Annotated in this window: 13 protein-coding genes; 7 read left to right on the forward strand and 6 right to left on the reverse strand. The window is 46.4% G+C overall.

Features of this window, described 5'->3' with window-relative positions; all coding sequences use genetic code 11:
• Positions 1-56 precede the first annotated feature (56 nt).
• Both H6F77_RS12960 and mobF read right to left on the reverse strand, forming a co-directional pair.
• On the reverse strand, positions 57-2045 hold the full coding sequence (locus H6F77_RS12960; protein ID WP_190489132.1) for a hypothetical protein: 1989 nt from the start codon (positions 2043-2045) through the stop codon (positions 57-59).
• Positions 2046-2051: 6 nt separating this feature from the next.
• Positions 2052-6626, reverse strand: a complete 4575-nt coding sequence (mobF, locus tag H6F77_RS12965) for a MobF family relaxase (RefSeq protein ID WP_190489143.1) — start codon at positions 6624-6626, stop codon at positions 2052-2054.
• A 403-nt stretch (positions 6627-7029) separates the two neighbouring features.
• Between mobF and H6F77_RS12970 the strand changes: the two genes are divergently transcribed.
• The 4 genes from H6F77_RS12970 to H6F77_RS12985 all read left to right on the forward strand — a co-directional run bounded on the left by H6F77_RS12970 (position 7030) and on the right by H6F77_RS12985 (position 9594).
• Complete coding sequence (locus H6F77_RS12970) at positions 7030-7590, forward strand: hypothetical protein (protein ID WP_190489144.1); 561 nt, start codon at positions 7030-7032, stop codon at positions 7588-7590.
• 11 nt (positions 7591-7601) lie between these two features.
• Complete coding sequence (locus H6F77_RS12975) at positions 7602-8369, forward strand: P-loop NTPase family protein (RefSeq protein ID WP_190489145.1); 768 nt, start codon at positions 7602-7604, stop codon at positions 8367-8369.
• Positions 8332-9198 carry a DUF6753 family protein gene (locus tag H6F77_RS12980; RefSeq protein ID WP_190489146.1) on the forward strand — a complete coding sequence of 289 codons (867 nt, stop codon included), beginning with the start codon at positions 8332-8334 and terminating at the stop codon, positions 9196-9198. The genes H6F77_RS12975 and H6F77_RS12980 overlap by 38 nt, the downstream gene beginning before the upstream one ends.
• A 195-nt stretch (positions 9199-9393) precedes the next feature.
• Complete coding sequence (locus tag H6F77_RS12985; protein ID WP_190489147.1) at positions 9394-9594, forward strand: hypothetical protein; 201 nt, start codon at positions 9394-9396, stop codon at positions 9592-9594.
• Positions 9595-10212: 618 nt separating this feature from the next.
• On the opposite strand, the gene H6F77_RS12990 is transcribed toward H6F77_RS12985, so the two are convergent.
• Positions 10213-10395, reverse strand: coding sequence for a hypothetical protein (locus H6F77_RS12990; RefSeq protein WP_190489148.1), 183 nt, complete (start codon positions 10393-10395; stop codon positions 10213-10215).
• A 302-nt stretch (positions 10396-10697) separates the two neighbouring features.
• Here H6F77_RS12990 and H6F77_RS12995 point away from each other — a divergent pair, with 302 nt between their 5' ends.
• Complete coding sequence (locus H6F77_RS12995) at positions 10698-14981, forward strand: DUF3854 domain-containing protein (protein WP_190489149.1); 4284 nt, start codon at positions 10698-10700, stop codon at positions 14979-14981.
• Positions 14982-15111: 130 nt separating this feature from the next.
• The gene (locus H6F77_RS28390) at positions 15112-15234 is read left to right on the forward strand and encodes a hypothetical protein (RefSeq protein ID WP_255515741.1); all 123 of its coding nucleotides are present in this window, start codon (positions 15112-15114) and stop codon (positions 15232-15234) included.
• Between the two features lie 81 nt (positions 15235-15315).
• Here the strand turns inward: H6F77_RS28390 and H6F77_RS13000 are convergent, their stop codons facing one another.
• The 3 genes from H6F77_RS13000 to H6F77_RS13010 all read right to left on the reverse strand — a co-directional run bounded on the left by H6F77_RS13000 (position 15316) and on the right by H6F77_RS13010 (position 17426).
• Complete coding sequence (locus H6F77_RS13000) at positions 15316-15513, reverse strand: CHAT domain-containing protein (protein WP_375335937.1); 198 nt, start codon at positions 15511-15513, stop codon at positions 15316-15318.
• A 233-nt stretch (positions 15514-15746) separates the two neighbouring features.
• A complete protein-coding gene (locus H6F77_RS13005) occupies positions 15747-16664 on the reverse strand; it encodes a ParB/RepB/Spo0J family partition protein (RefSeq protein ID WP_309228840.1) in 918 nt (305 codons plus the stop codon).
• A 6-nt stretch (positions 16665-16670) separates the two neighbouring features.
• Entirely contained in the window at positions 16671-17426 is a 756-nt protein-coding gene (locus H6F77_RS13010; protein WP_190489151.1) for a ParA family protein, read from the reverse strand.
• Positions 17427-17786: 360 nt separating this feature from the next.
• Here H6F77_RS13010 and H6F77_RS13015 point away from each other — a divergent pair.
• The coding region (locus tag H6F77_RS13015) for a transposase-like zinc-binding domain-containing protein (RefSeq protein ID WP_514131589.1) at positions 17787-17880 on the forward strand (94 nt) is incomplete at its 3' end.

Genomic DNA, 17880 nt, shown 5'->3' on the forward strand with positions numbered 1-17880 from the left:
GTTATTCTAAGTCTAAAGAAATGTTGAGATTATCAATTCGGTTGGTTTTATATTATCTAAAGTATCAAAAAGTTCCTATTCCAACCTAAATCATCCCTCAATTGTGCAACGCCCAAAATATCGCTATACAATACGGGGTCAGCAGTAACAATAGCTGGGACTAACCCTCGTTCTTTGGCATATCGAGCCAAGCCGCAAACGATTCGGGTTTTGCCAATCCCGGTGTCGTGACCGATGAGAGTAGCCTTATGCTCGTACTCGTAGTTGTAAATACACAGCGCCAGCGAATCGATCTGCTCGGCTGCGTAGTGTTTGAATAACGATTCTTCATTTGGCTCCCCCAAGCGTTTTTGCACGTACTCATCTACCGTCATCCCAGTTCTGGCTTCAATCTTGTCAAAGACTTTTTGCAGTCCGCTAAGGGCAGAAGCAGGTGATAGTGTACCGAAAGAGAAAGCTTTACTCCTGGGAACGTAGGCTACTTGGTTGTCAAGGGTTGCTTCTTCTAGGGCAGCTTCTCCACTGGTTTCTAGTCGCTGTGGAGCGGGTTCACTTCTGTTTTCATCCAGGCCAGCCAGTCCATGAGGTTCATATCCTCTAGCAGTCTCAGGTTCCTTTCTGGGTCGTTCTGGCTGTTCGGTAACATTACCGGAAACACCTGTTCTTGCTCTCCTACTAACAGACTCGTATAATGAAGCTCCTTGTAATCCATCACCAAGCGCTCTGCCATCTGTCGAGGACTGGAGTGCCGGGACAGAGGATTCAGGTACATCGGTAGGTAAGCTGATATTTCCCGAGCGATTCGTGCTTCCCCTTCCTTCTCCTCCTGGGGTTCGTACTCGCGATGCCAATCCGCGATCGCTTCTTCTATCAACCACTCCAATCGCCTCGTCAGCAGGAACAAATACTTCTCTCGATTCTCTATCTGGCTCAATTGCGGCGGTACTAGCACCGTTGTCCACCACATCACCGTATCTTCGGGAAACGTACTTGCTTGCCCTGGTGTCCAAAGCGTCCCCGCTAGAAATGAGTTGAACGGGTGTTCTAGCATTTGGGTTGATGTGGGAATTGCGTTGGATGGTTGCATAGATTACCTCTTTAAGAGACTCAAAACTGCTGTACTGGCGCGGGACAGAGACAGCAGGTAGCTTGAGTTCCGTTTCGCCCTTGCCTTCAATTAAAATGACATCAATGGGGAAAGAGGCTCCCTGTTTGCGGTATAGATTGCCGTCTATAGAAAAATGGTCTGTAACTTTATAGCCTGCGTCGTAGTAGAGCCAGCGGTAGAAACCACGAGTTAGTTGGGTATTATAGCGGTCGGCTCTCGATGCTTCATCGCCCAGCTTTCCCCCCAAAATCAAGACAGCCTTACCATCTGCTTTTAGCAAGTCGAGTGCTTTAAGCGCGATCGCGTGGTCGATTTGGCTGGTGTAAAGTTTACCCTTATGAAACATCCGGGGTTGCCCCAGTTCATCTTTGAGCGAGTTAAACGGTGGGTTGCAAATCACTCTATCCACTGGCGGGACGTTAGGAAAAAAGACCGTAGCATCTTTTTGGGTCACATGATATCCCGCAGATCGCAAGGCAGCTGCGCGGTCGGGGTTCAGCTCATTGGCAATGACCTTTTTTGGGTCAGCCGAAACGAGCAAGGCTCCATTACCCGCGCTGGGTTCATAGACTGAGGTGGTGGAATCAATTCGGGCTAGTTTCCCTGCTAGGAAGGCAATGGGGATGGGGGTGCTGTAAGCTTGCTGGAGAACGCTGGTACTTGTCCGGGTATTCAGCACGGGCTGGCGGTCGTATAGGTCGAGGCATTTTTCATATGCAAGTATGGGATCGTCCGTGGCAGCGATCGCCGCTCGTGCCGCTAGAACTAAGCCCAATTCAATCGACTCTTCCACCTCTTTTGCTGCTGGTGTCCCAGCTTCTATCCTGTAGCCCAAGACATTGCTAGCCTTTTGCCTTGCCTCAGTAATAGTATTAAATCTCTCTCCAGCGTCGAAATACTGGCTGAAGATTTCGCTTAATTGCTGTTGAGTTGCCATTTTTTCTTATTGCTGTTGTTTTCCTTGACGGTGACGGTGCTGTTGGAAAAGTTGGATGTCTCGTTTCATGTAGTTAAGAGGTTTGCATGACATCGTTTTCCCAGCTTGGTAATCTTTTTTTAATTCATTAATTCGCTCCTGGTACTGAAGCGACTTATCAAGACTCTGAGCAGCCAGCAGCCATCGATCGCAAGCTTTCGCTACATCGACGCGCATTAGCTCTTGTGTGGCATCAGCTAGCTGTTTTCCTTGTTTGATGCCATCTACAACTAGACCGATCGTGTTGAGATAGCTGTCCGGTTTGCCCAAAACTTGGGCACTGCGATACCACCAACGGAGATGGTCTAAGTTTTCTGCCTGTGGCTGGGTGTTAGTGGAGGACGAGGCAGTGTTGTCAATTAACGTTTTTGTTTTTGCAACCAGCTGCTCGTTCCAGTCTTTGTAAGCTGCATCTGGTTTGAGACGGGTGGCACCAGGTAAGTCGGAGATAATTTTTTGAGCAAATGACTCCCCCGCCTCATCTGCGTCAACGGCGACGATGACTTGTCCACCGCAAGAGAGCAATTGCTTTAGCTGAACTTTAGGGATAGCCCCAAACCCGTCTGTGGACAAGTACAAAGTCCGTCCGTCTCCGCGGTCTGCGTCCAGAGCTGCAAAGGATAAAGTATCAATTGGAGCTTCTGTCAGGACGACTCGGTTCACTTTTTCGCCCTGTCCCTCATAGAAGTAAAACCAACCTTCACTGCGTCTAGTTCCAGTTGCTAGTCCCTTGAAATCGCCCTCAACTCCCCTAACTGATGCTCCTGTAACTTGAGAGCGATTAAAGTCAGTTGCTAAACTTTGGCGTAAGAATATGGCATTAGCACGTATGCGATCGCGCTTATCAACGTGTTCGGCGGCATAGATAATCCCGGACTGGTACAAGGCATCCACATACTTGGCTGGCAGCCCTCGTTTGAGTGTCAGGTAAGAGCGCACCTGTTGCCATCGTTCTTCTTTTTGGATGGGTGCAACAAATGGTTTTCGAGGTTGCTCTGGGGCGGTTGTAGCAATATGTGGCCTTGGGTTTTCCAAACTGGAAACTGACTGTTCAGACAGCCAAGCCACAGCCTCCCTGTAATTAGAGCGGTTGACGTGCATAACAAAGTCTATTGCCCCAGCACCGCCCTTCTGTTCGGCATGATCGAAGAACAACTTGTCGTTGGTGATACTAATAATCTGCCCTTCGCCACGCCATTTGTGTTTATCATGCTTATCAAGCGTTAGACCTAGCTGTGGGGCAATTTCTGTTAGGGGCGTACTGCGTACCGAGTCTGCTACGGATTGAAAGCGTTCGCGAATTTCTCTAATTCGGTTGCTAACACTCTGAACGTATCCGACATTTGCACTAAGTCTTGACGATGATTCGCTATTTGTTCGAGCAATTCGTTCGTTGATGCTTTGGTTTCTGCCGATATGGGTGCGATCGCTTGCGCTATTGCGTCCATCTTGTTTTCCAAGTTGTTTATCTCTTGAGATTGGTGCGCCAATTGGTTCTCGATCCGATCGAGTCTCTCTATGAATGGAGACAGGGCGTTCTCTATCACCTCTTGAAGGGTTTGCGCTATCAGCTGCTGATTTTGGATGTTTGGAGTAGGTGCGTCCATAAGTTATTAAGCTCTCGGTCGTAGGTTGTTGTTGGCGCTTGATTTCCTGTTCTGCATCGCAGCATTCCTTGCCAGCGCTCCTCATTTCTTGCGGTAGCTGGGATAACTCAGAAGATTTAAATAGGTGTCGGGTTGTGTCGCCAATTTCTGCCACATAATCGAGTTTTACCCAATAACTTCCTGGTTGTTTGTCCCATTCAGCATCGACAGTGCCAGTATATCCAGCCCAGTCTGATTGGGCATTTTCGTTCACTAGGACTCGACTATTGAGCGCAATTAAAGCGGTAAAAGCTGTATTTGCCTCTATATCTGTATTCTTTTCTTTATTCTCATCAGTTTGGTTTTCCATAGCTTCGTTTTTCTCATTTTGATTCGCTATTCCTATCAGTTTTAAGGGGTTTTCTTTCGCCTTCGACTTTTGCACTCGTTTGAGTAATTCAGCCTTGCTCTCGGTGTAAAGCATCAGGTCTACCTTGACTCGACTGGTCGCCACATAAAAATCTTCTTGGCCCAGAGTCTGGTCGGCAGCTATCAGCACCCGTTCTGCCGTTTTACCTTGGCTGCTGTAGACCGTAGATACCAGCGCATAATCAATGTGGTGAATATCTTTGAGGTTAAGAAGCTCGGTTTTGCTGCCTTTGTACTGGATTTGGGCTGCGTCGCCAAAAATTGCTGTCACCTCAAACTCTTGTCCGTTACGGCGATGTAGTAGCTGATTATTTTGCGTCCACTTGAGGCGATCGCCTACCGCTATTTCTAGACGCAATGGCGTGTAGATATTCTTGCGAAATTTCAGTGGGTCTACGGTTAGCTCTTCACCCCCCGCACTCAAGAGCGTCAGTTTATCTTTGTCTACAGCTGTTATCCTGTAGGGCACAAATCTGTCCAAACCTTGGCTGCTGTATTGTCGGGTGGGAACCACCACATCTCCCACTTGGTAGTAGTGGGTATAACAAGTTTGAATGTGGGTAAGATCTTTTGCCTTGAGTACGGTGGCGATCGCACTTTCTCCCAATCGCCCTTCGGCTTTCAGTTCGTCTCGAATGGCTTGAGTCAGCGAGCAGCGTTCGGCATTCGTTCCGGCTAATATCAGCGTTTTTGAGCGTTCATTTAAACCCAAGCTCATATAATCGCTAACTAGCTGCTGCCTGCGTTTTTCAACGTTTGCAATCTCAGTGATGCGCCGATTTTGTTCCAAGATTTGGAACCCCCGTTCTACACGATCCCGTGCAATCAGGTCTACGGCTTCTTGCAGGTCGCGGGTGCGCTGTCTGAGAGACTGGTTAAGGTAAGCAGTTGTCATCCCTGCTTTTTGCAAGCTCTTGAATGGATTGCCAGCTTCTACAGCACTCAGCTGGCGGGTATCGCCGACAAGTAACAATCTGGCTTTTTCTTCAGTAGCTTTTAAGAGCAGAGCATAGGCATCTTTAGCTGACAGTAAACCAGCTTCATCCACAATCCATATGGCTGGAGCAGTAGAAGGTGTTTGGGGTGTCTTAGAAATTAGCAGGCTGGCGACGGTAGTAGTTTCAATTCCTGTTTCGTCGCCAAGTACCTTTGCCGCCTCTGCACTAGGAGCAAAGCCCTTGAGCGCGCACCCGCTCGATGATGCGATCGCTTTAAACTGGTTGAGTGCGTAAGTTTTGCCAGCCCCCGCTACCCCTTGCCAAGCGACAAACTGGTCTGTTGTTGTAGCAGCCAGCGTAACCGCCGCTGCTTGTCCAGGTGTCAAACGTACAGCTGCAAGTACGGCTTCTACCTGTTCGGGATGAGTAATTGGCGTAACTTTCGCTTTACCCTGCTGCATCAACTGGATGGTTCCCAGCTCTCGCTGCAAAGCCTCCTGAGTCGTGTAGCGCCCATCAGTAGTTTTTAAGAGTTCGGAATCGGAAGTAATTGCCTTCTCCAATTCGGCATAGCTAAAATCTTTGATTTCTGAAAGTACAAATTTTTCTAAAGCTTCTCGCTTAAAGGCAACTGTCCGTTCGCTGCAATGGGCGATCGCGTCTTTGACTGCAATGGTGGCTTTCTGTGTTGATGCATCGGCTGAAGTTTTGGGCACGTCGAACATCGGTACGGGATGCTTGATGTTGAGAGAGAGTGCCTCTTCCTGTGCTTTCCACCAGCCCAATAATTGATCGCGAGAGATTTCAGAGCCTTTGGGAGCGCGAGTCTTTAAGTTTGCCCATGCCTTCTGCGCTGGCGTAGCGTCATTCCCCACTAACTCTAAAATCTGCGATCGCCGTTTTGAAAAGTGAGCAAGCTGTTGAGGGGTATAACCAACTATCTCAAATTCATCCCCTTTGGCTTCTACCTGATAACCCAGCTTGCGAATTTCTTGAACTAGCTCATTACTGTATATGGCACCTAGTAACTTCTGGTTGTTGTAAAAAGCATCGTTGTGGACTGATTGCCATTTGCCATCGTCTAGCCTAGTTGCGTTCGCAACGATGCAATGAGTGTGTAGCTGAGGGTCTTTCTCCCGGCTGGTGTCGTGGTGGAACTGGGCAACGAGCAGATTACCCGTATCCACAACTTGGCGCCCGGATGGGGTTCTCGTCCGAGTCTGAGCATATCGATTTTGGATGGCTTCCAAAGTTCGTTCCACTGCTGTGCGATGCGCTTGCTCCAATTGGCTAGCGCCTCCCATCAACGCAGCGAGGCTTACAGATTTGGGGGCGCTAAATGTGAGATCCACTCCAGCTCTGTGTTTTTTTGGCTCGATAGGTTTGCCAGAAAGCTTTTTACCTTCCGGGCTTACCCCGTAGAGTAGATTTTTAAAGGTTTCAGCTTCTACTTCGCCCGATAAGCCTAAAGACTCTGCACCCTTACCGAACCAACTTGAATTTTGCTGGTTGGCTTCTTTGGAGTAGTAATTTTCACGGGTGAAGTAATTTTCCCCCTGCTTTGGAGAAATATTACTGAGAGTGAGCATTAGTAAAAAAGACTAACTAACTATTTATGCTAACGAATTTTAATTAGTAAAAACAATCATTTTAAAACTGCTAAATCTAATATTTCTTTCAACTTACCTTTTAGATATACAGGCATTTTGCGAGTATTTCCTGCCCACTTCTGGGCGTGATGTGTGAACAACCAAAATCTTTCTGGAGAGCGGTAAAATATCCTGCTCCCCTGCCCGCCGCCCGTCTACGGGCGTAGGGCGCATCTATTTATCGGCGCTCAAACCCATAGTATAGTTAGCTTTTTAAAAAAAATTAAGCTTTATCTATCAATAGATAGAGTTAAATAATTTATTGCTAAAGCTAGTGCCATTAAATAATTTTTACAGTTAGTTTGAAAAAACTTAGTTATTTAGGTTTTTCAGGGCAAGAGCAATGGCAAACCAGAAAAAAATTAATCCAACATTTGCTAAAGCTATTTTTAGTTCTCTAGAAATAGTTATAGATGCAAATAGCGAAAAACCTTTGATAGAGATAGTCCGAGAAAACTATGACTACCTAGAAGAAGCACTTAGTCAAAAAAATTACACTCATGAGCATTTAGCATATTTAATGCAAAAACAAGGCTGGCAAGTTGCTTCAGAGACGCTCAAGCAATATATGTTAAAGGTGCGAAAAGAGCGAAAAGCAAAGGAGGATAACAAGATAATAGAAATTTCGCGGGATATTTTGCAGGATACTTCGGAGGATATTTTGCGGGATACTTCGGAGGATATTTTGCGGGATACTTCGGAGGATATTTTGCAGGATACTTCGGAGGATATTTTGCGGGATACTTCGGAGGATATTTTGCAGGATATGCCAAGCGAAACTTTGGCATCAACTTCAAATACAACATCGCATAAAGTTTTACAGCAACCTGAAGGTAAATCTAAACGCAGGTTTACTCGGGAAGAGGACGATGATAAAGATTTTGACTTGTTGTCATACAGGTAAGGGGAGGATTTATGGCCAGGATTTATTTAATAGGCGGCGAAAAAGGTGGTGTAGGCAAAAGCTTTGTTGCCAGAACGCTAATGCAATATTTCATTGACAAAGGAATTTCATTTGCTGGTGTAGAGTCTGATATTGGCACCCCAGACGTAGCAACTATCTACAAGGAATATTGCAAAGTTGCCAGATTTTCTGAAGATGAACTTAAAAACGATCCCTTCAAGATTTATGACCTAGCGTTGGATAAACCTGTAGTAGTCAATTTACCAGCCAATATCATCAACCCTTTAAAAACTTGGCTAATCGAAAAAGAAATGGTGCAAATGGGGAAGGACGATGGCGTATCCTTTTGCCACTGGCTTGTTACTAACGGTAAGTTTGATTCGATTCAGCCTTGTTTAAATGTCATAGAACAGCTAGGCGGATTTATCCCTCACGTTTTGATTAAGAATCATGGGGCTGGACGGGAATGGGATTTAATGAACGAGCATCCAAGCTTGCTGAAATTTACTCAAGAGTACTTTGTCCCAATTATTGGCTTTCCCGATCTCGACCCCAAAGTTGTTAACAAACTGCTAGCCGAACGGCTTACATACTCGCAGTATCAGGAACCAGAAAGAACGGCTTCTTCGATGCGGGTCGTAGTCAGGTCGTTCCTTCGCAAGGCATACGAGGCTTTTGAATCTACTGGGTTGTTAGATAGCACTCAACCGCCCAAACTTCAATCTAATAAGTCTAAGAGCGATGACCAACAACACAAACAACGAGAACAACGAGCATAATTTTAAAGCTCAAACTCTTTTGGACATTGCTCTTGAAGGACAACCGCCCGAACGTAAAAGCCGAGTATTAGAACTAGCCCTTAAAAGCGAGATTAACCCTAACGAGGAAATCATCTTTCTCTTGATGATTGCTAACGGGCAGCTACAAGCATTGATTGAGGAGGCTCCAAAGGAGTGGCGTCAACTTTTGTTAGAAGAAGCTCCAGCCAAAATTGAAGCGAGCGCTAAAGAAGCTACTTATCGGGCTGAAGGATTTGTTGAAGCAACAGCTAAGACTGCTGCTGCTGAGTTGGAATACACGCGGGATATCGCTTTATCTGAATTACAAAAGCAAATGCTGGAACTTCGCCTGAATAAAGAGGATATTGCTATTCAAGCACAGCGAGAAAGAGAGGACATCACGACTTCGGCCATTCGGGAAAGAGAAGATATCGTCACCAGCGCAATCAGGGAAAAGGAGGCTTTAGAATCTCTAAAAGCTGAGGCACTTCTAGCGTTGTCGCAGGATTTGAAGTCAAAGCGGCTTCTTTTTGAGGAGTCTTGTCAGCAAGCTCTCCATACCTTTGTTAAGGCAGCGTTTAAGGAGGCTCAGAAATCCACTCCAGCCGATAATAAGGCCAAAGCCAGTCTTTATATCGCCGCCCTCTGTAGCGCTGTCTTATTGGTGGGTGCGATCGCTGGAGGGCTAATCGCCTGGGGCTTACTAGGGGCTAACGATGCCGTCCTGGGCAGAGAGCTTATTCAGCGCAATCGCGGACAGATTGCCAAGTGCCTTACTGATGGGCGTAAAGGCAACAAGAGCTGTCCGCTTTTTCTGCCCGATTGGTGAGTTAAAGGGCAATTTTCCTGTGCCCGAAGCGGCACAGGAAAGGTAACGTCTGCATGTCAGCAACATCCAGATGTCTACCCCTACTGGTTAGAGGTTGGGTTGCTCGCGATGTAATTTGCAAGCAAATGATTTATTAGAAGCAGAAGTAATCTATAAGCTTCTTATGTTAGCCTTGTAAAACAAAGGGAGTAACATATGAAAAGAAGCCAGAGTGTAGATTCTGCTACTGCACAAAAAGATCGTATTTCGATTGATGTAAGAGATTTAAAAGAAGAAATTGAGACGTGCCGAACCGACGCGGCATGGTCAGAGCTACCTTTATCCTCAAAAATCAGAGTGCTGATCAAGGAGCGGCTTGAGCAAATGAGAACAGCAGGCAAGGGGGCAAATAAATGAATGAGCAAGCCTTAACCCGCTTACTTTAGAATTGCTGCCACTTACTAGATGACGGCTTACAGCCTGCTAGCTTACACAAGAAGCTAACTCTAGGCATAGGGTAGCTTTTAGGCTAAGAAAATGGCAAAAAGGAGGTAATCGGCTGAGAGGACACGGAAAAACAAGGTTTCGAGCGAAAAACACCGTAACCCTGTTCTCAATTCCAGCGGGTATAAATTTACTTAAAAAATATATGATTTTCGGATGGAGCTTTTTCAGGCTTTCTTAGCGCCTTCCGTTCAGGCTATAACGTCTAAAAAATGGTATTTTTAGGAGGTCAAGCAATGATAAATAAAACTTAATTTCTAGCATCTCAATCCCTTAAGTCTCAAAGGCTCTACTCTTCCTAATGGGTAAGGGAAATATTGCTCTGCTTGTTAATATTTACTAGGAAAAACAATTTATGTTTTCTAAAAAATTATCGATCGCATTGTACCTTTGTCCTGTTAGAATCGATCTCAAATCTAGCTAACCTCTTGTTAAGCACTTGCTATCCAGCGGCCAGCTAAAACCTGAGTGAGTTACAACGATGCTTCTTAATCTAGATAGGTAGGTATATGCTTAAACGTGGATAAGCCGTCAGCTGCTTATGTTGCCCGATACTCGCAATTTACCGTTATGCCAGTCGCGTTGACGATAAATTGACCCGAAAAAGAAAAATTCCACTAATACCAGGAGCAAAGCCCAACTAGGAGCGAAGCCCAAGCTAGTAATAGCAGAAAAGAAAAACGTTTCAATATTTAGTTCGTTTAGAAGTGGCATAGGCTTGTGCCCAACCACACGATAGGAGTTCGCAAAAGATGCGGACTAATTCCTTCTTTTACAATATAGCATGGCTATTCGAGTAATCTACATTTTAGCGACAGATTACTCTCTATCTTTCGATAGAGACACAAAAAGTGAGAGTAAAAGGGATTGGTATTGCTCCAAAGCCTTTGTGCGTCGGTGTTCGTAGTATTTTTCTACCGCTTTCGACGTACTTCCAGGCGCACAAAACCTTAACGGATTGAATGTTGATTAACTAGCTCCTAGTCGGCTTCCTGCATTCATATAAGGAGCCGCAAATGTCATCTAACGAAGAATTCAACTTTGATCCAGCATCTATTAACGCTGCAACCGCAAGCGCCAAAGCACAAACCCACATCTCTAAAACCGGGCGCATCCAAAAATCTACCGTCGAAGAAGTAAGACGGCGGGCGGACATAGTAGATATCGTTTCCCGTCACGTCTCCCTCCGTAAAAGCGGCAAGAACTATATAGGTACTTGCCCCTTCCACCAGGGCAATCCCAAATCAACCAGCTTCAATGTCAGCCCCAGTAAGCAGCTGTATCACTGCTTTAGCTGCCTTGCCGGGGGCAATGCCATCAACTTCTTAATGATGCTTGAGCAGCGGACTTTCGTTGACGTAGTGCTACAACTAGCACGGGATTACAATGTTCCAGTGCAGTATGAGCAACACCCAAGCACCAACGAGCGCCAAACACCCAGCAAGCACGCACTAACAAATGCAGCTAACGCTCCTCAAGGGGCTGTGCGTCGTATCGATGAAACTCCTCACAGACTGCCAGACGAGCGCTCGCTGCACGTTGGCAACCAATCTCAAAACTTCACTTCTTCCCTAATTAATCAAAACCAGCGATCGCCCGAACATACCCTCGCCCATCATTCCACGAGATCGCTCCCCCACACCAACAATTCCCGTACAAACGAATGGATTATAGATAGCGCCGTATCTCCTTCAATCACCAACGCCAACCTGCGCTTTGGAAGCAACAGTCAACAAATTGCCCGGATTCTCAACTGGAACTGGTACAACCATACCCCAGGCTGGTACGTGTATTCTTGTGACCCCGTAACCGGAAAACGGACCAAAAAAGGACAATTTAAGCCAGATTCACCGCTACCAAGTATGAGCGAAGGGGAAAAGCCCATGAAGTACATCACCTTCCCCAAAGGCGATACCGCATCAGCAATCTTCTTAAAACTAGGCACCTTAGAAGATTGGATTGCCATCAGCGATCGCGTGGGCGTCCCCATTGAAAATGAAGACATAGACGAATCCCGCGAAGACATGGGATTTTGGCTGTGGGTACTGAATCACCCGCAGATACCCCTAGTCATCACCGAAGGGGCAAAAAAAGCTGGATGTCTGCTAACTCATGGGTGGGTATCCCTAGCCCTAGCTGGCGTTGATTGCGGACAGCAGGGGAAAGGACAAAGACTACACCCATCTCTCAAACCATTCATAGTACCCGGTCGTCCCATATACATAGCATTTGACGCTGACGTAATAGTAAAGCCACAAGTAGAAAAAGCGCTCCGCACGCTGGGACATCTAGTTGTACAAGCTAAAGGCTTAGTGCGGATTGTTTCTTGGGATTTAGAGCAGGGTAAAGGCTGCGACGACTTGATAGTAGCTTTTGGCATAGAGGCATTTGAAGCTGCATTTAACGAGGCTCAGCCTTATAGCTCATGGTTGAAATCGCTGACACGCATCCCACATAAATCAACTCAGTTTGCACATATGCAAGATAAAAACTTCGTAATAGCTGGGGAAGGCAGCAAATATATGGCTAGCAACCATATGGCCATACACGATGACAGTTCTAATGTTGCCCTAATGGAGCGTGGTACCGGGGGTGGCAATAACGGCGGTGGTAACAATGGCTATAGCGGTAGCTATAACGGTGGCAATAATGGCGGGGGTAACAATGACTATAGCAGCGGCTTTGGGGGTGGTAATAACGGCGGTGGTAACAATAGCTATAGCCATAGCTCTTCAGATGGCAACAACAAGCCTCTTCGCGAGTTAGATTTCGTTTTCACGCAAACAATCGTGAAAATGCTGTACAAGGACGACCCGCAAAGACCTTGGATATGCGTTGGTGACAAGTTCTATCAGTGGGACGGAACTTATTATCAAGAAGCCGATTTTGAAGAGCAGGAAATTAAGGTTACAGAATTCTGCAACGCTTACATAACATTTACCAAAGATGGTCAGCCGACAGCTCCTTACGCCAATCCAGAAAGCTTTAACAAAGCTATTGCATGGATTAAACAGCGGCTGCGCGTTCCGGGGCGTATTATCAACCCCCCAGGAATCAACTGCACCAACGGCGTATTGCAGCTATCGTGGTCGGGGACAGCTCCGTTTATGGTTCCGACGTGGAAGCTAGTACCCCACAGTCCCGATATGTACTACATCTACGCTCCTGGAGTGGAGTACAACCCAGACGCAGATACAACTCACACAGATCGTATGCTTGAGTGCTTGGATGCGCCGCAACGCGACATTTTTCTCAAAACTATCGCCGCCACGCTAGATTTGGCAACGGTGCGGAAGAATAAGGGGCGGGTAGTACGAGGGTTGTTGATGAAGGGGCTGGGGAGCAATGGTAAGGATACCCTGCGCGAGGCGGTGAAAGCGCTGTATGGAAACATAGGCATGACAGGCTGTAGCCTTAACGATTTCAAAGCTTACGATAACGGGCGGAAATTCCCATTAAAGAAACTTGTGGGTAGTCGCGTTAACTGGGCGACAGAAAACGCAACTGTTGCTCGCTTGGATGCTTTGCAGTCGCTAAAAGCTTTTCTTACTGGCGATACTCTCAGCTGTGAAGGTAAGGGAGTAGATGAAGTTGAGTATACGCCTGGGGGAGTTGGGATATTTAACTGTAACGATACTCCCAATCTTAAGGCGGCTCTTGAGGCGATTACGTCCCGTTGGGGCATTCTGACTTTTAACAAAACTTACAAGATTGGTGCTAACCCGCGCTTGGGGGAAATTGAGGCAGATCCTCGCTTCAAGTATGATGGCAGTTTTTTACAGGACAAGGTGTTGTCAGCTTTCCTCAATTATGTACTCGATGCTTTGGTGCGGCTGATGACAGAGGGTATTGATTACAGCTGCACTATTAAGGATTTGCTGGAAATTCAGGCAGAAAATTCCCATTTATTTCAGTTCTGCCAAGATGTGCGTTTGGGTTATGTGGCGGATTGTCGGACATCGGCTGGGGAACTTTGGGAGCGCTTGAAGCAATGGTATGAAGCTAATGGCACTCTTACTTATGAAGAGGGGAGTAACGGTCGGCGCAAATCTATTTGGGTTGACCAGGCTAAGTCTAGCGATCGCAATGTCAAGGGTCCCAATCAAGTTATTCCCAGATTTCAAAAGCTTTTCCCTAAAGCTAAACGCATTGTGTTTGAGGACGGACGTATGGGGTTATCGGGGATTGGGTTTCTCGATATTCCACCTGGTGATGGGGGTAACCGAAGGGGTGGTAGCAATCCTAATTCTCCAACGACGCCGAGTAATCCTTCTCCATCAGCTTCGGTTGTGAGGGAACCTGATGATGGGGGTAACCGAAGGGGTGGTAGCAATCCTAATTCTCCAACGACGCATCGCAATTCTTCTCCGTCAGCCTCAGTTGTTCAAGAAATTGATGATGGTGATAACCGAGGGGATGGTAGCAATCCTCCATTCCCAATTCCGTCGAGTAATCCTTCTCCATCACCCTTGGTTGTTCTTGAACGGATAGAGGTTGGTAAGGAACCAATAGAGGTAATTCTTGAGCCGATAGAGGAAGTTACAGGCGAATTACTGAGCAAACAACCTAATGGGGATAAGGGTTCTGAGGCAGTTGAGGCAGTTATTTTATTTGATAGGGAAGACGTTGAGCAAAATGATGTTTTGCAAAATCAATCGGTTGATAGTTTGTGTGATGTGTCTTCATTCAATGTCGGGAACGGTTACGTTCAAGACTTGCCTGAATCGTCTCATACGTTAGATATGGTAAGGGTTAGTGCCTCTCCTGTTACTCCTCTAAGTGGGACGTTGGAAACTCAAAGTGTTTTGGAAGAGGAAAGTTGGCAATCTTTGTGCGATGCATTGAGGGGATGTCAGTCAATGGAGGATATTAAGGAAACTGGCTATTATGACCTTACTTTTGAGCAGCAGACGTTTGCTCGTAAGAAGCTGGGTAAAGCTGAGTGCTTGCGGCTAAAGGCTATTGTTGATGCGAATGCTGCTGGTTCGGATGTGGGGTTGTCGGGACAAGAGGATGCGAACGCTCTCACTGGTATGGATACGTTAGAAACTAAGATTTGTGATGTGGGAGCGTCAGGACAAGAGTCAGGGAGCGCTTGGTCTGCTGACCCAATTGGGAAAAGGTGTTTAATTCAGCGCTTAGAGGGGGAGGTGTATAGCGATGATGTGCGCGTTGTTTGGGTCGAGGCTGTGATGGTTGAAGTTCCCCATGAACCCATTCGCTCTCACTGGACGTTTGAACTTCCTCGCTCTAAGTGGGTGCCGATATTTGGCTCAGATGAGTGGAAGTTGATTGAGTGACATGATGCTGTGCCAGGTTTAATGCTTTGATTATTGGCACGTTTGCCAGAAGCTGGGGTGTTTCACTCAACACGCACGTCTATACGAGAGCGATTCTCCGATTAACGAGCTACTCTGTATAAAAATCCTCGTGGCAACAATTCGCGATCGCACTCAACACGCCCGCATACTCGACAAGCTAAAGGGTAGAAGAATCATGGAAATCTTCCACTGCTTCAATCAAACCCAAGCTTATGCTTTGCTCCCAACATGACAATCAAATCAATATTCTAATTTTTCGCCTATGATAATAAATTCGTCCTGAACCACGAGAGCCAATCAAAGTAAAAGCCGCCTAATCTCTGGGATTGAGATGTTGTTTCATCGTCGTCAGCATTGCACCTCGCAGCGCAGCCGCCTTATCGGGATTTTGTTGAAAGTTGCGGTAAAACTCACTCATCAAATCCGCCGTAGGCGCATCCGGTACCGACCACAAAGATACAACTACACTCTTGACGCCTGCTGAAATTAGCGCTCGCGATAGTCCCACCACCAGTAATCTTCCCCTCCAGGAGAAAACGTAGCCCTTAGTGCGTGTTTCTATGGCCGGAACTTCTGCATTTAAATTGTCCAGAAAAACCAAGAACTATCTTTATGGATCAATAAATAGAGTAATTCAGCAGAATTTATTCAAGCTTTCAAAAGTGGAATAATCGATTTGATTGAGAAGTGTTCGGCTAAAAAACTATACCAGCCATATCCACGCTCCCTACCACTTCTTGTGAGCTATTCCTCTGCCAACAGATCTTCCATTTGTTTGAGAAGTTTTTCGAGTTGCCTTTGCTTTTTAGGATTGCTCCAAAACTTAGCTTTTTGCAAACGGCTAGATGCTTCTTTAAAGAGAATTTTGAGAGACTGTGGTTTTTCTTGAAGCGGACGAGCAGCGATGATTCGCTGTTTAATTTGAGTTAGCGACAGATTTTCTTGAATTGCTTCTTCTAATAGTGCCTGCCTTGCGGATGAATCCTTGATTCGAGCGAGCGCGATCGCTTTTGTATATTCAATTCGACCTTGGCGTAGGGCGTTGATAACTTCCTCCGGTAGGTTGAGTAAGGGTAGCCGACTGCTAACGAAGGATTCCCAGCTCATCAGCCCTAATGAGTCAAACATCGCCCTCACCTGCTCTCCCTCGGGGCTACCCAAAACGTTTTGGGTAACTTTTCCTTTGACCTCGTTTTGCATTCGGTAGAGCAGCGCTGTTGCCTCTTCAACACTTTTATTGAGTTGACTTGCCATGAGTTGCAGAATCCCCTCCGTTTCCTCGACGGGGTTTAAGTCTTCTCGCTGTAGATTTTCCACCAGCGATAGCTGTAGAGCTTCAGCATCAGTAAGTTGCCTCACAACTACAGGTACTGAGGTAAGTCCTGCTGTTTGGGCGGCACGGTATCGTCGCTCCCCTGCTACCAACTCATAGTCCCCCTGCTCTCTCGGTCGTACCAACAGAGGCTCTAAAATGCCGAGTTCCTTAACTGAGATTACTAGCTGCTGTAATTTCTCTAGGTCAAAGTAGCGTCGTGGCTGTTCTTGTGGAAGATAAATCCTGGCTATCGGTACCACAACAGCAGCCGCCGCAGGTTCGGGTTCTCCCAGTAAAGCCGCAACTCCTCTCAATTTACTTGTATAAGGTTGGTCTTTCTTGCTCACAATTCACTACAATTTCTCTAAACTTAAGGCAATGTTTTTCAAAACAGCGACGGCAGGATGCTTGCGGTTGAACAGCGCTAACGGTAATCTAGCTTCACTTGCATCTGCAAAAGCAATCGAGCGGGGAACTGGCTCGTAGACGGAAGCGAGGGGGGACAGTTGTTCGATAATCGCGTTTAATGTTCGTGTTTCCTGAGCCGTGCGGCCATCGTGCATAGTGGGAATGAAACCCGCGATCGCTAAGTCCCGGTTAGCCTTGGCGCGAAGTCCCGCAACAGTGTTCAACAACAAATCTGTACCCTGAAATGCTTTGAATTGAGTTTGGATAGGGACAAGTACGTGCGTGGCAGCAACTAAGCCAATCATACTCAGGATTCCCAGGCTTGGGGGGCAGTCGATCAATATGAAATCATAGTCATCTCTAACTGGAGCCAAAGCCTCCTTCAGGCGCATCTCTCGCATTAAAGCAGCAACCAGTTCGAGTTCAGCAGCACTTAAGTTGATGTTGGAGGGAGCAATGTTCAAGTCGTGGATTGGCCCATGAATTGCCAGTGGTTCTTCTCCGACGACGGCTTCATATACGGTTTTAGACAACTCAACTGGGTCAAGTCCCATGAAGGTCGTTAGTGTTGCTTGGGGATCTAAGTCAACCAGAAGTACGCGGCGCGGATGGCGTTGGGCTAGATGGTAGCCAAGATTCATCGTTAAAGTTGTCTTGGCCACGCCGCCCGACTGGTTAAACAAGGCAATTATTCGGCTCACCTTGATGTTCCGTAAAAATAAAGTTCTAAACTGACAACAAAATCTGAAATAGCTTTAGTCTTTTTCAACAGGTGGAATTCCTTGAGTCCAAGCCAGTATCTGAAAAAGCATTGTACTGACTTAACTTTCTCGCCACCGTACTCCAGAGGAGTACAAGAGATTTCGCTCGTTTTTGCGTGCATTTTACACGCGGTAGACTGAATATACTCTTTTCCGCGACAATAAACAACACCAATTTTCTGTAAAATTGCCAGGGAATCAAATATAAGTCGAGACCGAAACATAGCTCGCACTTGGCGCACTCATGGGGGATAAAACTTCTAAGCGGAAGGTATTATAGCGGCGTTGCATAATAGAAGGATGATCTGCATTCACTGTCAATCAAACCAAGTCTGTAAAAATGGACATCGGCGCGGCAAACAAAACTATTTTTGCCGTGCTTGTGGCAAACAAT

Origin of the sequence: Microcoleus sp. FACHB-831 (assembly GCF_014695585.1) — a bacterium.
Classification (GTDB): Bacteria; Cyanobacteriota; Cyanobacteriia; order Cyanobacteriales; family FACHB-T130; genus FACHB-831.

Coding starts and splice junctions, on each gene's coding strand:
- H6F77_RS12960 (WP_190489132.1), bottom strand. CDS start 2,045: ATGGCAACTCAACAGCAATTAAGCGAAATCTTCAGCCAGTATTTCGAC.
- mobF (WP_190489143.1), bottom strand. CDS start 6,626: ATGCTCACTCTCAGTAATATTTCTCCAAAGCAGGGGGAAAATTACTTC.
- H6F77_RS12970 (WP_190489144.1), top strand. CDS start 7,030: ATGGCAAACCAGAAAAAAATTAATCCAACATTTGCTAAAGCTATTTTT.
- H6F77_RS12975 (WP_190489145.1), top strand. CDS start 7,602: ATGGCCAGGATTTATTTAATAGGCGGCGAAAAAGGTGGTGTAGGCAAA.
- H6F77_RS12980 (WP_190489146.1), top strand. CDS start 8,332: ATGACCAACAACACAAACAACGAGAACAACGAGCATAATTTTAAAGCT.
- H6F77_RS12985 (WP_190489147.1), top strand. CDS start 9,394: ATGAAAAGAAGCCAGAGTGTAGATTCTGCTACTGCACAAAAAGATCGT.
- H6F77_RS12990 (WP_190489148.1), bottom strand. CDS start 10,395: ATGCCACTTCTAAACGAACTAAATATTGAAACGTTTTTCTTTTCTGCT.
- H6F77_RS12995 (WP_190489149.1), top strand. CDS start 10,698: ATGTCATCTAACGAAGAATTCAACTTTGATCCAGCATCTATTAACGCT.